The sequence below is a fragment of the Bacillus sp. 0909A genome, assembly GCF_036765115.1.
Taxonomy (GTDB): Bacteria; Bacillota; Bacilli; order Bacillales; family Bacillaceae; genus Bacillus; species Bacillus mojavensis.
Genome location: NZ_JBAIZU010000002.1, coordinates 267744 through 281206 on the forward strand (window position 1 = coordinate 267744; position 13463 = coordinate 281206).

15 protein-coding genes, 1 riboswitch and 1 other annotated feature are annotated in these 13463 nt (G+C 44.1%); all 15 genes read right to left on the bottom strand.

Annotated features, from left to right (window positions below):
- Positions 1–100: 100 nt before the first annotated feature.
- Positions 101–1012, bottom strand: coding sequence for an RluA family pseudouridine synthase (locus V6D42_RS06585; RefSeq protein WP_168747755.1), 912 nt, complete (start codon positions 1010–1012; stop codon positions 101–103).
- A 1-nt stretch (position 1013) separates the two neighbouring features.
- A complete protein-coding gene (lspA, locus tag V6D42_RS06590) occupies positions 1014–1478 on the bottom strand; it encodes a signal peptidase II (RefSeq protein WP_333512710.1) in 465 nt (154 codons plus the stop codon).
- A gap of 110 nt (positions 1479–1588) precedes the next feature.
- Positions 1589–1963 carry a sporulation-related RNA polymerase-binding protein YlyA gene (ylyA, locus tag V6D42_RS06595; RefSeq protein ID WP_010334180.1) on the bottom strand — a complete coding sequence of 125 codons (375 nt, stop codon included), beginning with the start codon at positions 1961–1963 and terminating at the stop codon, positions 1589–1591.
- Positions 1964–2109: 146 nt separating this feature from the next.
- Positions 2110–4875, bottom strand: coding sequence for an isoleucine--tRNA ligase (gene ileS / locus V6D42_RS06600; protein WP_333512711.1), 2766 nt, complete (start codon positions 4873–4875; stop codon positions 2110–2112).
- 51 nt (positions 4876–4926) lie between these two features.
- Positions 4927–5154: a binding site (T-box leader), on the bottom strand.
- A gap of 62 nt (positions 5155–5216) precedes the next feature.
- Complete coding sequence (gene divIVA / locus V6D42_RS06605; RefSeq protein WP_010334179.1) at positions 5217–5711, bottom strand: septum site-determining protein DivIVA; 495 nt, start codon at positions 5709–5711, stop codon at positions 5217–5219.
- Between the two features lie 94 nt (positions 5712–5805).
- Complete coding sequence (locus tag V6D42_RS06610) at positions 5806–6579, bottom strand: YlmH family RNA-binding protein (RefSeq protein WP_333512712.1); 774 nt, start codon at positions 6577–6579, stop codon at positions 5806–5808.
- A 60-nt stretch (positions 6580–6639) separates the two neighbouring features.
- Positions 6640–6912, bottom strand: a complete 273-nt coding sequence (locus V6D42_RS06615) for a YggT family protein (RefSeq protein WP_010334177.1) — start codon at positions 6910–6912, stop codon at positions 6640–6642.
- Between the two features lie 6 nt (positions 6913–6918).
- The gene (gene sepF / locus V6D42_RS06620; protein ID WP_024121333.1) at positions 6919–7371 is read right to left on the bottom strand and encodes a cell division protein SepF; all 453 of its coding nucleotides are present in this window, start codon (positions 7369–7371) and stop codon (positions 6919–6921) included.
- On the bottom strand, positions 7368–8060 hold the full coding sequence (locus V6D42_RS06625; RefSeq protein WP_333512713.1) for a YggS family pyridoxal phosphate-dependent enzyme: 693 nt from the start codon (positions 8058–8060) through the stop codon (positions 7368–7370). The genes sepF and V6D42_RS06625 overlap by 4 nt, the downstream gene beginning before the upstream one ends.
- A gap of 6 nt (positions 8061–8066) precedes the next feature.
- A complete protein-coding gene (pgeF, locus tag V6D42_RS06630) occupies positions 8067–8903 on the bottom strand; it encodes a peptidoglycan editing factor PgeF (RefSeq protein ID WP_333512714.1) in 837 nt (278 codons plus the stop codon).
- A gap of 157 nt (positions 8904–9060) precedes the next feature.
- A complete protein-coding gene (locus V6D42_RS06635) occupies positions 9061–9306 on the bottom strand; it encodes a YlmC/YmxH family sporulation protein (protein WP_010334173.1) in 246 nt (81 codons plus the stop codon).
- Between the two features lie 82 nt (positions 9307–9388).
- The gene (locus tag V6D42_RS06640) at positions 9389–10669 is read right to left on the bottom strand and encodes an acetylornithine deacetylase (RefSeq protein ID WP_333512715.1); all 1281 of its coding nucleotides are present in this window, start codon (positions 10667–10669) and stop codon (positions 9389–9391) included.
- Between the two features lie 90 nt (positions 10670–10759).
- A riboswitch (TPP riboswitch) is annotated at positions 10760–10862 on the bottom strand.
- An 8-nt stretch (positions 10863–10870) separates the two neighbouring features.
- A complete protein-coding gene (locus V6D42_RS06645) occupies positions 10871–11665 on the bottom strand; it encodes an ABC transporter ATP-binding protein (RefSeq protein ID WP_010334170.1) in 795 nt (264 codons plus the stop codon).
- 156 nt (positions 11666–11821) lie between these two features.
- Positions 11822–12604, bottom strand: a complete 783-nt coding sequence (gene sigG / locus V6D42_RS06650; protein ID WP_010334169.1) for an RNA polymerase sporulation sigma factor SigG — start codon at positions 12602–12604, stop codon at positions 11822–11824.
- 139 nt (positions 12605–12743) lie between these two features.
- Positions 12744–13463, bottom strand: coding sequence for an RNA polymerase sporulation sigma factor SigE (gene sigE, locus V6D42_RS06655; RefSeq protein WP_024121327.1), 720 nt, complete (start codon positions 13461–13463; stop codon positions 12744–12746).

Sequence of the window (13463 nt, forward strand, 5' to 3'; positions counted from 1 at the left end):
ATACACGTATCCCGTCAATCCGTTATCCTTCTCAGCCTCTCTGGACTGTTTTAAAGAATCTATTCAGCTTCGTTTATTATTTCAGAAAAGAGACGACCTGTCAACGGGTTTTTCTCAAATTTTCGATTAAAGCAGACATATCCTCAGGAAGCGGTGCCTCAAATTCGATATATTCGTCAGTGCGAGGATGCTGAAAACCCAAGATTCCGGCATGAAGCGCCTGTCCGTTAAAATCGATCGTTTTTCTCGGCCCGTATTTCGGATCTCCCGCTAAAGGGAATCCGATATACTTCATATGAACACGGATTTGATGCGTTCTTCCTGTTTCAAGCTGGCATTCCACAAGCGTAAACTCCTGGAAGCGGTCAAGAACATGAAAATGAGTGACGGCGTTTTTGCCATCACGTGTTACAGTCATGCTTTGCCGGTCTTTCTTATCCCGCCCGATCGGCGCATCAATTGTACCGTCATCATGAGAAATAATCCCGTGGACAACCGCCGTATATTTTCTGGTTACGGTTTTGTTCACTAATTGATTCACAAGGGACTCATGTGCCATATCATTTTTTGCAACCATTAATAAACCTGATGTATCTTTATCGATCCTGTGAACAATCCCCGGACGCATCACGCCATTTATTCCGGAAAGGTCCGTACAATGGGCCATAAGGCCGTTTACAAGTGTGCCCGTAAGATGCCCGGGTGCTGGGTGCACAACCATTCCGCGAGGTTTATTGACAACCAGCACATCTTGATCTTCATAGTATATATCCAGATCCATCGGTTCTGCCAGCACGTCGAGTGCTTCCGGCTCAGGTACAGTGACGGTCACCTGATCACCCGGCTGAATTTTATAATTCGCTTTCACCGGGCTTCCGTTTACGACAACTTGTCCGTCCTTCACCCATTGCTGAACCTGGGTTCTCGACCAACCATTTTCAGTCGATGCCAGAAATTTATCAATCCGCTCACTTTTTTGTTCTTCTGAAGCGGTTATGTCAAATTGATTCATTCTATTGCTCCTTCTTCTTTTTCCCGCTGTCCAACAGCATTTGTATAAATAAAAGCATTACGCCGACACATAATGAAGAGTCCGCGATATTAAAGATCGGGTAATTGTAATTGACGATAATGACATGGATAAAATCCACCACTTCCTGTCTGACAGCCCGGTCGATAAAATTGCCGATGGCGCCGCCAAGCATGAGTCCAAGGGAAATACCAAGAAGCTTTTGCCCTTTCGTATATCGCTGTATGTAATAAACAATACCAATAATGACTGCAGTTGTGATGAGGTAAAAAAACCACATCTGACCGGCTAATATCCCCCACGCCGCACCCGTATTGCGATGGGAGGTGATATAGAATACCTGATCAATGATCGGTATGCTTTGTCCAAGTTCCATGTTCTTGACGACAAGCCATTTTGTCAGTTGATCAGCTGCGATAATAAGTAGTGCGATAACGTAATACAGCACAAACGTTCCTCCATTGTACGGTTACTTTAATCCATTATGCATTTTATCAATAAAAAGCACAGGAGTAAAGAAATATCAGCCTCTGTACAGACTTAATTGGGAAGGCGCTGTTATTCATACAGCGCCTGATCATATTCAATATCAGTTGATTTCCACAGAGGAAGCGTTTTTTTTTCAAATTGGACTGAATACAGAAAATCGTTTGCTGTTCGCGCTGTCGGCAGCACCGCCAGCTTTGAAAGAGGAATGGGAGACCCAGTTTCTTCACAGTATCCGAATGTGCCGTCCTCAATTTTCGACAATGCGAGAAGAACGTCCTGAAGCTCTTCTTTAATATGATAGATCAGAGTTGCTTTTTGTTTATGATTGATTGCTGCCTGCGGGCTTGTTGAAACCTGAAAGCAAGAATACTCAAATAATCTCGACTGTAATTCTTCTTTCATCAGAAGAAGTTCCGTATAAATTGCGGTCAGTTGATCATTCATTCATTCATCACAACTCCTGCTCTTAACGTAATACCTATATTGTTACCTGTGAATGATGATCTAAAGCCCATAAGATTTTTCCTGCCATTCTAAACGATGTCACTCTTGGCACAAAAAAAGCCCGGCTTGTGCGCCGGGCTCTTTCATTAATTCTGATAATACTTTTCAACAATTTCAGCGTTGCGCAGTGACAGTGTAGGGTATTTCGGGTTTGCACCTACATCTTTCGAAATCACACGGGATCTCTCACACATTTCGCCTTCAGCTTTCTCGACAGCGATTTTCCCTGTCTCAAAGCTTTGCGCATCGTTTGGCGCTTCATTTTCTTCACTGATGGTTAATTCAGAAACAATAAACAGCTGAGAAAGATTTTCTTTAATAGAAGCTAATAGCTCTTTGTTCTCTTTATTCGGATATAACGTCAGGCTTGCTTCCAATGATTTACCGATGATTTTTTCATTTCGCGCTGTTTCTAACGCTTTTAGCACATCATCACGAAGAGACATAAAACGGTCAAACTTATCTTCTGTGGCTTCGCTGTTTGGAACCGCAATCGTTTCCGGCATATCTGTCAACTGAACGCTTTGCTCGTCAACAAATGTTAAGTGAGACCATAATTCGTCAGCAGTATGAGGCAGAATCGGCGCTGTAAGCTTCACTAACGCAAGCAGCGTTTCATAAAATACAGTCTGCATGCTGCGTCTATCCGGATGATCCGCATGCTCAATGTATACAATATCCTTAGCAAAATCCAGATAGAATGAGCTTAATTCAATTGTACAGAAATTGTGGATGCTGTGATACACAACCGCAAATTCGTACTCGTCATACGCTTTTTTCACTTTATCAATCAGTTTGTTTAGCTTAATCAGCATATACTGATCGACTTCACGAAGATCTTCTACAGCCACCGCATTTGTTTTTGGATCAAAATCGAATAGGTTGCCGTGAAGGAAACGGAACGTATTGCGGATTTTACGGTATACTTCAGCAACCTGCTTCAGAATCGCGTCAGACACGCGAACATCCGCCTGGTAGTCTACAGAAGACACCCATAATCTCAAAATGTCGGCGCCAAGCTGTTTCATAACTTTTGCTGGAACCACAACGTTACCGATGGATTTACTCATTTTGCGTCCTTCTCCATCCAGTGCAAATCCATGGCTGAGCACACCTTTATATGGCGCTTTTCCTGTTACGGCTACTGCTGTTGATAGAGATGAGTTAAACCAGCCCCGGTATTGGTCAGAGCCTTCAAGGTATAAATCAGCCGGCCGAACGAGGTCCTCGCGCTCTTCAAGCACCGCTTGGTGGGAAGAACCAGAATCAAACCAAACATCCATGATGTCCTGTTCCTTTGTAAATGTGCCGTTCGGGCTACCAGGATGCGTAAAGCCTTCCGGAAGAAGATCCTTCGCTTCTTTTTCAAACCAAATGTTTGAGCCATGTTTTCTAAACAATTCTGAAACGTGCTCAATTGTTTCATCTGTGATGATTGGCTCGCCGTTTTCAGCATAAAATACCGGAATCGGCACACCCCATGCACGCTGTCTGGAAATACACCAGTCGCCGCGGTCGCGCACCATATTGTGCAAGCGCTGCTCGCCCCATTCAGGAACCCATTTTGTTTCTTTAATGGCATCCAGCAGGTCTGATCTGAAATCTTTAATAGACGCAAACCATTGCGCAGTTGCTCTAAAAATGGTTGGTTTCTTTGTTCTCCAGTCGTGCGGATAGGAATGTGTAATGAATTCAAGCTTTACGAGCGCGCCCTTTTCTTCGAGCTGCTGGGTGATCGCTTTGTTTGCATCATCATAGAACATACCTTCAAAGCCAGGAGCTTCGCTTGTCATCACACCTTTTTCATCAACCGGACAAAGTACGTCTAAGCCGTATTTTTGGCCGATGATAAAGTCATCTTCCCCATGTCCCGGTGCTGTATGAACACAGCCTGTTCCGGCGTCAGTTGTCACGTGATCTCCAAGCATAACGAGTGAATCTCTGCCGTATAGCGGATGTTCAGCGATAATATTTTCGAGATCTTTCCCTTTGATCGTTCTTGTCACTTCATACTGCTCAAAGCCGCATGCAGAAGCTACAGCTTCAACCAGTGCACTTGCTACTACAAAGCGATCATCACCGACTGCAATCACGCTGTATTCTAGATCAGGATGCACCGAAATGCCAAGGTTTGCAGGGATCGTCCAAGGCGTTGTTGTCCAAATAATGATGCGCTCGCCGTTTTCAAGCACGCCTTTTCCGTCTTTCACGCCAAAAGCAACGTAAATAGATGCTGAGCGTTTGTCTTGATATTCGATTTCCGCTTCAGCTAAAGCTGACTCACTTGAAGGTGACCAGTTAACCGGTTTAAGGCCTTTATAAATGTAGCCTCGTTTTGCCATCTCACCGAAAACGCGGATTTGCTGTGCTTCATATTCTGGTTTCAGTGTCACATATGGATTTTCCCAGTCACCGCGGACTCCGAGACGCTTGAATTGCTCACGCTGACCCTCAATTTGCTTCCATGCATATTCTTCGCATAGCTTGCGGAATTCAGCTACTGACATTTCTTTGCGGTTCACTTTTTTGTTTTTTGTAAGAGCTGTTTCAATCGGCAATCCGTGTGTATCCCAGCCCGGAACATATGGTGCGTTGTACCCGCTCATTGATTTGTAGCGGACGATAAAGTCCTTTAAAATTTTGTTAAGCGCATGGCCCATGTGGATATCGCCGTTTGCGTACGGAGGTCCGTCATGTAAAACAAATTTCGGGCGGTCCTTCGTCCGTTCCTGTACTAGACTGTAGATATCCTGCTCCTCCCATTTCTTTTGCATGTCAGGCTCACGGTTTGGCAAATTGCCTCGCATCGGAAAATCTGTTTTCGGCATTAAGAGCGTGTCTTTGTAATCCATTTTCATTCCTCCACCAATTTTTTCAGAAAATAAAAAAAGCCCTCTCATCCCATAAGGGACGAGAAAGCTTATCTCGCGGTACCACCCTTTTAGAAAAAGCCAGGCTTACGCTTTTTCCTCTCGAGCATCGTAACGTGATGAACGTCCTAACCTACTGTGAGTTCAGAAAGGAAACTTAAGGGCTGATCTACATGATTCCGGCCATCCCGGACTTTCACCATCTCCGGGTCGCTATAAAGGCATGATGGAAACATGACTGTCCCTTTCAACCGTCTTTTCATCTGAATTTATGAACGTATTATATTCGACAAGCTAAGAAAATGTCAAGGTAATCAGAGAATTTATTCCTTTTCCTCAAACACGGCGTCGACTTCATATTCAAGCAGATGATCCCAATCATCATTTTTCAGAAGATCAAGCTGCGCTTCGATCAGCATTTGGAAACGTGTTCTGAACACTTTAGACTGTTTTTTCAGTTCTTCGATTTCCATTGCGATTTTTCTTGATTTCGATAAAGACTCATTGATGATGCGGTCAGCGTTTTTCTCCGCTTCCCGAACAATCAGCTTTGCTTCCTTTTGAGAATTGCGCTTTACGTCCTCAGCTGCTTCTTGGGCAACCAGAATCGATTTATTCAGCGTTTCTTCAATGTTGGCAAAGTGCCCGATTCTTTCATCGAGCTCATTCACTTTCGCTTCAAGCTCTGTTTTTTTACGGAGAACAATTTCGTAATCTTTTCTGACTTGGCTCAGAAATTCATTTACCTCGTCTTCATCATATCCGCGAAAACTTTTTGTAAACGTCTTATTGTGAATATCATTCGGCGTTAATGGCATGATGCCACCTCCATTTTTTACATTTCAGTACGGTTATCTAGTTCACATTATAAAGCAAATTCCACACAGATGGAGAAAAAAACTGAAAAACCGACTATTTTTGTCGTTCAAACGTGACTCTCCACTTGTCTTTTTTGGTTTTCCCTTCGATTTTTGTCAGACTGCAGCGGCCAAAGCCCCTGATAGAGAGCATGTCCCCTTCAGCAACCTGGTAAGAAGGATCTTCAACAACCTTCCAGTTCACTTTTACAAGACCGTTTTTCACCAGCGTTTGTGATTTCTGGCGTGATTGCCTGCTCATAGAAGCGCAGACTGCGTCAAGCCTTAAAGAAGAAACGGTATCATCTCTTATTTCGACATCTAGTGCGGGAATTTTAAGGTCTGACAAGTCAATTTTCTCAAGCTTGACCGCGGCTTTTCCGGCTTGGGTAAGCTGAGCTGCAACAAAATCGGCTGTATCAGCTGAGACAATAATTTGCACTGCCGTCTCTGAAAACACTAAATCACCAAACTTTTGCCGCTTCAGGCCGATTCCCATTAATGAACCAAGAAGAGACCGGTGATCGACCGTCACAAATTTTTCAGCATAGCGGACGTCAAACGCCTGAAGCTCAAAATCCGATTCTTCAGGCTTGATGTACTCAGGATATAAAATAGCCCGTTTTCGCTCCGCTCTGCCATAGCCGCCGAAAAAAGCCAGTCCTACATCTGCCTGTCCCGTGACAGCAGCGAGAATGACCTGTTCCCGGGGATCTAAAAAGTCGGTCAGCTTCATCCGGTACTGCTCCTGGACAATTCTTTTCCATTCGAGCGCCTGATCGATAAAGGCACGCTCGTCTTTTCTGAAGTGCTGATAAATATCGCTCATCGTCTTTCCCTTCTATGTAAAGAGGCTTGGCAGCAGCCAAGCCCCTATCAAACTGTCACCTTAAAAGGCAATCATGCGATAAAGCCCCCACAAGCCGGTTGTCGCAAACCGCAGCACGAGAATGGCTACGATTGGTGAAATATCCAGCATTGCAATTGGGGGGATAATTTTTCTGAATGGCTCGAGATATGGTTCACAGATCGAAGCTAAAAAACGTCCGACTCCTGTTTCCCTCGTACTCGGCACCCATGACATAAAAATATATATGATCAGGGCAAATGAGTATATTGTAATTAATAAGCTTAAAACCGAAAAAACTTGATAAAGGATCATCTCGCTTTACCACCTCTGATCGTCTTCAGATATGAGCTCAGAAATTGTGCCTGATACATCTACGTTATCAGGCGTGCATAGGAAAATATCTGAACCGATTCTTTGGATATCGCCGCCAATGGCGTAAACGGTTCCGCTTAAGAAGTCAACAATCCGTTTCGCCTGGTCATGCTGTATCCGCTGAAGATTGACGACAACTGCCCGCCTGTTCTTCAGATGGTCGGCTATTTCCTGCGCCTCCGCATAAACGCGCGGCTCACTCAACACCACTTTAGAGGATTTCTGAACACTTTGCAAGCTTACCACATTCTGTTTGGCTGCTGGTTTACCAGCATTATAAGCAGGTTTTTCTTTTTGTTCCTGTTCCTCATGAGAATCCCGCTCAGTTTCAATATATTCGTATTCGTATTCTTCTTCATCCATCGAGAAAAAGTTTTTCAGTTTATTTTTCATACTCATTGCTGTACACCCCCTGTTTCATTTCCGACTAACGATGAGCCGATTCTAATATAAGTAGCCCCTTCTTCAATCGCGATTTCAAAATCATTTGACATGCCCATCGACAGTTCTGTACATGGAGCGTTCGGCTGTTTCAGCTCTTGAACCTGATCACGAAGTTCTCTCAGCGCTCGGAAACAGCTTCTGATCTGATCTTGGTCATCAGTCAGAGGAGCCATAGTCATCAGTCCGGCCACAACGATGTTTTTAAAACCGGATAGCTCCTGTATGAAGGGTATCACTTCTTCTTTTTTCATGCCGTGTTTAGAGGGCTCAAGCGAGGTATTGACCTGCACAAAGCATTGGACAGCACCTTCAGCCCGTTTTTCAATTTCTTTCGCTAATGAAAGCCGGTCCAGAGAGTGAATATAGGAAACAGAATTGACGACAGCTTTTACTTTTCTTGATTGAAGACTGCCGATAAAATGCCATTCCACATTTCCTTTTATGATTTCCTGCTTGCGAAGCAGCTCGGCGTCCCGGTTCTCTCCGAGGCACGTAATGCCCGCATCGACCGCCTCCTGTGCTCTTTCTGGCGAGACATATTTTGTGACTGCAATAACCGTAACTTCATCGGAGCTGCGGCCCGATCTGTTACATGCTTCGTTTATTTGTTCGTTTATATGTCGTAAATGATCAACAACACGCAAGATCTTTTATGCCTCCTTCATTCCGATAAAGGACATCATCCGTCCTGTTTTCCCCTGATCGCGCCGGTGGGAAAAGAAAAGTGACGGCTCACTTTCCGTACATAAACCGCTGACAGAAATCTGCTCATTTGCCAAACCGCTGTCGATCAGTATGAGTCGATTCAACTCTTTCAGATCAAGCTGATACTGCCCCTGCCCCGTCTGATTTACGGCACGCTCTGCTGAAAACGGCAATGCGCGAACAGCATTCATCACACGATCATCCACGGTATAGCACGCACCGCAGATAGACGGTCCGACAACAGCGTATATATCAGAAAGCTTCGAGCCCTCCTGTTCGGTCCATTGTTTCACCATTTCTCTGCCAATCTGTTTGACCGTGCCTTTCCATCCGGCATGAGCGACCCCGACAAGCGATCTCACCGGATCGAAAAAGAAAAGAGGCACACAATCAGCAAAGCATAATGCCAGGAATACATTTTTATCATTTGTATAGAGTCCGTCTGTTGCTTGAAAAGCTGATTGATACTCACGGGCGCCTTTGCCCCTGTCCCTCTGCGTCACTTTTTGGACGCGATTGTCGTGTGTCTGGTCAGCAAATACCCAAGACTGCAAATCAATATTAAACATATCGGCTATATATTCACGATTTTTAACCACATCTGCATCTTTGTCATGAACGTGCAATCCTGTATTTAACGACTCAAAAGGTTTTTGACTGACACCGCCGTTTTTCGTAGTAAATCCGGCAATGATTTCTGCATGGTTTTGATTCGTTTGTTTCCAGTCTTGTATCATGAGTGTCGAGGGGGTGGTGAGACTGAATGGGTGATATGTATTCATGATGATCCAACCTTTCGACAAACATTTATAAGGCGTAATTTCCCACTTATTTTACCACATCTTTCTGCATTCGTTTAGCGCCGATTTGCATATTTCATAAATGAAATGTGCCGGAGGAGTTCAGACTTCCGGCATTTGACAATCAGCGGCAAAAAAGCTAAGCATGGGATTCACTTAATCGGACTAAAATGACATCTTCACCGATTTTAACTATATTTCGCCAAGGAATGACCATTTCCTCTTCCTTTCCAAAAAAACCGAGAACTTTTCCATTTCCCCCTAGTATAATCGCCTGAATTTTTCCTGTAGTGACATTGATATCAATATCGCCGATGCTCCCCAATTTTTTTCCGTTAGAGACATTGACGACATCTTTCACCTGAAATTCTGAAATGCTGATCATCCCATCACGTCCTTTTTTCAGTCCTTTTTTCTAGTATATGAACGGGCGGGCTGAACCTTGTCAGCAAGGAGAAATTTCATGATCATTGTTCTTTTTTACAGCTGCACCATTTAAGGATGAATGTGAGCATGATTTTCGTATAATCTACGAGCTGCTCAATCGATACCCCCTCATTAACGGAATGAGCATTATATAAATTGCCAGGTCCGTAGATCACGCTTGGGATACCGGCATTATAAAGCCATCCGCCATCGGTTACGGTCTGAGAGACGTCAACGACCGGGCGTTCGCGTTTGATTTCCTCGTGTGACGCTGTAAGGGCTAAAACGCCAGGATGAGCCGGATCAACTTCCAAGGCCGGAAAAATTTCTCCTCTCTCCTCAATCATTGAAGAGCCTCCCCATTTAAAGACAGGACGGTTTTCCCTCAGCCAAATATCACTGTCACTCAGCCGGTTGATGTAATCTTCTATTTCCGCTGCCACTTGTTCATGCGTTTCATTCGGGTAAAAATGGACTGTGATCCACAGCCGGCACTCATCTGCTATAAAGGCCGCATGCCTGCCTCCTTCTATAACAGCGGGATTAATTGTGTTTGTACCGGGTGCAAAGCCGGGATAACGTTTCATAATGGCCCAATGGCGCTCAAGCTCACCGAGTCCAGAAATGATTTTTGCCATTTTTTCGATCGCGCTCGCCCCGAATGTTCCTCCGCCAGCGTGGATCATATTCCGTCTTGTTCCATCATGAAACGTTTGACTGCTTTTGATTTCGATCCAGCCTGTAATCACTCCGCCTTGACCTTGAATATGCATATCGCTCGTATCCGCCACAACTGCAAAGTCTGCGTGGTAGCCCTTTTTGCAGCATTCAAGTGTGCCGGCCTCTCCGACCTCCTCCCCGATGACCGATTGCAGAATCAAATCGCCCGGGAGCTCAATGCCTGCTTCACGAATCAGCTTTACAGCAAACAGCACACAGGCCATTCCGCCTTTCATATCTGAGGCGCCCCGGCCGATTAAGAAACCGTTTTTCTCAATAGGACAAAACGGGTCATGCACCCATTCCTCGTCCTCTCTTACCTCTGCCACATCGACATGCCCATTGATGATTAAACTTTGATAGGCTGCTGAATTTGTTCCCTTTAAAAAACCCACAACATTGGGATCTCCTGGATAAACGTCCCATTTATCGATCAAAAATCCCCGTTCACGCAAAAACTGCGCAATCCATGTTTGGATGCTGTCTGTATTTCTCGCAGGCGGCGCCGGTGTTTTAAAAGATATCAGCGTTTTCGCAAGCTCAATGAGCTCGTCCTTTTGTTCTTCCGCTTTTTTAAGTAAAGATTCTACTTGATCAGTCATGTTATCCGCTCCTATTTTTAATAGAAAAAAACCGTTTCATATTCATGAAACGGCTTAATAAAGAAAGCAGAGTGCAAGCTGCTGCATTCTCCGCTTTTTTCACCGCTTCCCTCCGCTGGTATGATCCAGATCAGGTCAATAAGGGTTGAGACAAGCGTCTCTCTCAGCTTCTAAAGCACCCCTAGGATGAATCGTATGTCGTTATGCATTTGTTACCGTCTCAGCTCTTGTTAAAAACGGACGATCCTGATTCCATAATACACGGATCGGCGTATCAAAAAAAGAAGAAAGTGATTCGTCTGTCAGCATGTCTTTCATTTGTCCTGATCTAAAGACTTCTCCCTTTTTTAACAAGAGGGCTTTATCAAAAATCGGCAAAATTTCTTCCGCATGATGCGTAACATAAAGAATAGACGGCGCATTTTCCCTGCTTGCAATGTGCGTAATCGTATCTAACAGTTTTTCCCGGGCAATAAAATCAAGTCCTGTAACTGGCTCGTCCAGTATAAGCAGCTCCGGATCAGCCATTAGCGCTCTTGCGATTAAAGCTCTTTGTTTCTCTCCTTGAGAAAGAGTTTCATAGCGGCGGTCAGCATAATCGATGGCTCCTAAGTCCTCAAGCAGGGCAATCGCCTTTTCTCTGATATCCGCACTTGGAGTTTCATACAAGCCAATCGAAGCATATGCCCCGCTCAGAGCAATTTCAAAAGCTGAATCTGCCGGATACAATTTTTGCTGAAGACCCGCTGAGACAAGGCCGATTTTTCGTCTGAGTTTATCTCCCAGCTCCGTTTTACCGAATACATGACCAAGCACCTGCATCTCGCCTGTTGTCGGAAAATAATAAGAGCAAAGCATATTTAACAGCGCGGTCTTCCCTGCTCCGTTTAATCCGTAAAGCACCCAGTTCTCCTTTTCCTCTACTTTCCAATGAATATCCTTTAGTATCCATTTTCCATTCCGTTTTAGTGAGACATTGTCAAGCTGCAAAATCATTGTGGTCCTCCTCTTTCCAAACCGAATAATTGTTTTAATTTTCACAAAACTATGTACGGACTAGGATACCTTACTTTTTCGAAAACGTAAACCGCTCGCTTCTAAATAGAAAAGCCTTTAAAACAATTTCTGTTTTAAAGGCTTTCCGCGTCCATGCTATTGATGAATATTCTTATTCATTTGTTTGATTGCTGCCTTTTCCAGTCTGGACACCTGCGCTTGAGAAATCCCGATTTCTTCGGCTACTTCCATTTGCGTTTTTCCTTGGAAGAACCGTTTTCTTAAAATCATTTTTTCCCTCTCGTTCAGCCTTCTCATGCCCTCTTTCAAAGCCAGCTCTTCAATCCATTGTGTATCTTTGTTGCGTTCATCACTGATTTGATCCATGACATAAATCGGATCTCCGCCATCATTGTAGATCGGTTCAAAAAGAGATACCGGATCTTGAATGGCGTCGAGTGCAAACACGATTTCTTCGTGCGGTACTTCAAGAACTTTGGCGATATCCTCTGCCGTCGGCTCCTTGCTTGTCTCACTGATTAACCGTTCTCTTACCTGGAGTGCCTTATATGCGATATCCCTAAGTGATCTCGAGACACGTATCGGGTTATTATCGCGCAAATACCTGCGGATCTCTCCGATAATCATAGGTACAGCGTATGTTGAAAACTTAACATTGTGGCTTAGATCAAAATTATCAATGGATTTCATTAGTCCGATGCAGCCGACTTGAAATAAGTCATCAACATACTCCCCTCTGTTATTAAATCTTTGAATGACACTTAAGACAAGACGCAAGTTCCCGTTTACAAGCTTTTCTCTGGCTGAATCATCACCTTCGTCCTGCAATTGCCTAAACAGCTTTCTCATCTCTTCATTCTTGAGTACGGGTAATTTGGACGTATCCACCCCGCAGATTTCGACTTTATTTCTCGACACTTTTTTCCCTCCCTACAGGAGCTGCTGTACAACGTTAAGTATCTCCTCGGGTGGGAAAAATATGCACTGTACTCAGACCGAAAAATAGTCATAATTGGGAAATCCTTGTAGAATCAAGGGATTCACCCGCAAAAATTTTTTACACCATTTTGTTGAATTCTTTTCGCAATCTTTTAATGATTCGTTTTTCCAGACGGGAAATATAGGATTGAGAAATCCCCATCATATCCGCAACATCCTTTTGGGTTTTTTCCTCTTCGCCGACAAGCCCGAAACGAAGTTCCATGATTTGTTTCTCCCTCTCATTTAACTGTTCGAGCGCTTTTTTTAGAAGTTTTTTATCCACGTTTGCTTCAATGTCCTTTGTGATGATATCATCATCCGTGCCCAGCACATCAGAAAGCAGAAGCTCATTGCCGTCCCAATCAATATTAAGCGGTTCATCGAAAGATACTTCTGAACGGATTTTGTTGTTTCTCCTTAAATACATCAGGATTTCATTCTCGATACAGCGAGAGGCATATGTAGCCAGCTTGATTTTCTTTTCCGGATTGAAGGTATTCACAGCCTTGATTAATCCAATGGTGCCGATGCTGATTAAATCTTCAATATTAATTCCCGTGTTTTCAAATTTCCGGGCGATATAGACGACCAGCCGCAGGTTGCGTTCGATCAAAATAGCACGGGCCGCCTGGTCACCGCTTGGGAGCTTCATTAATAGAACCTGCTCCTCGTCTTTTGATAATGGCGGCGGCAACGCTTCACTTCCGCCTATGTAATACACTTCATCGCTTTTCAAGCCCAGTTTCATCAGCAGCTTATACCAGAGGTGCGTCAACCGCAATTTAAGTTTTTTCAT

Coding starts and splice junctions, on each gene's coding strand:
- V6D42_RS06585 (WP_168747755.1), bottom strand. CDS start 1,012: ATGAATCAATTTGACATAACCGCTTCAGAAGAACAAAAAAGTGAGCGG.
- ylyA (WP_010334180.1), bottom strand. CDS start 1,963: ATGAATGATCAACTGACCGCAATTTATACGGAACTTCTTCTGATGAAA.
- ileS (WP_333512711.1), bottom strand. CDS start 4,875: ATGGATTACAAAGACACGCTCTTAATGCCGAAAACAGATTTTCCGATG.
- divIVA (WP_010334179.1), bottom strand. CDS start 5,711: ATGCCATTAACGCCGAATGATATTCACAATAAGACGTTTACAAAAAGT.
- V6D42_RS06610 (WP_333512712.1), bottom strand. CDS start 6,579: ATGAGCGATATTTATCAGCACTTCAGAAAAGACGAGCGTGCCTTTATC.
- V6D42_RS06615 (WP_010334177.1), bottom strand. CDS start 6,912: ATGATCCTTTATCAAGTTTTTTCGGTTTTAAGCTTATTAATTACAATA.
- sepF (WP_024121333.1), bottom strand. CDS start 7,371: ATGAGTATGAAAAATAAACTGAAAAACTTTTTCTCGATGGATGAAGAA.
- pgeF (WP_333512714.1), bottom strand. CDS start 8,903: ATGAATACATATCACCCATTCAGTCTCACCACCCCCTCGACACTCATG.
- V6D42_RS06635 (WP_010334173.1), bottom strand. CDS start 9,306: ATGATCAGCATTTCAGAATTTCAGGTGAAAGATGTCGTCAATGTCTCT.
- V6D42_RS06640 (WP_333512715.1), bottom strand. CDS start 10,669: ATGACTGATCAAGTAGAATCTTTACTTAAAAAAGCGGAAGAACAAAAG.
- V6D42_RS06645 (WP_010334170.1), bottom strand. CDS start 11,665: ATGATTTTGCAGCTTGACAATGTCTCACTAAAACGGAATGGAAAATGG.
- sigE (WP_024121327.1), bottom strand. CDS start 13,463: ATGAAAAAACTTAAATTGCGGTTGACGCACCTCTGGTATAAGCTGCTG.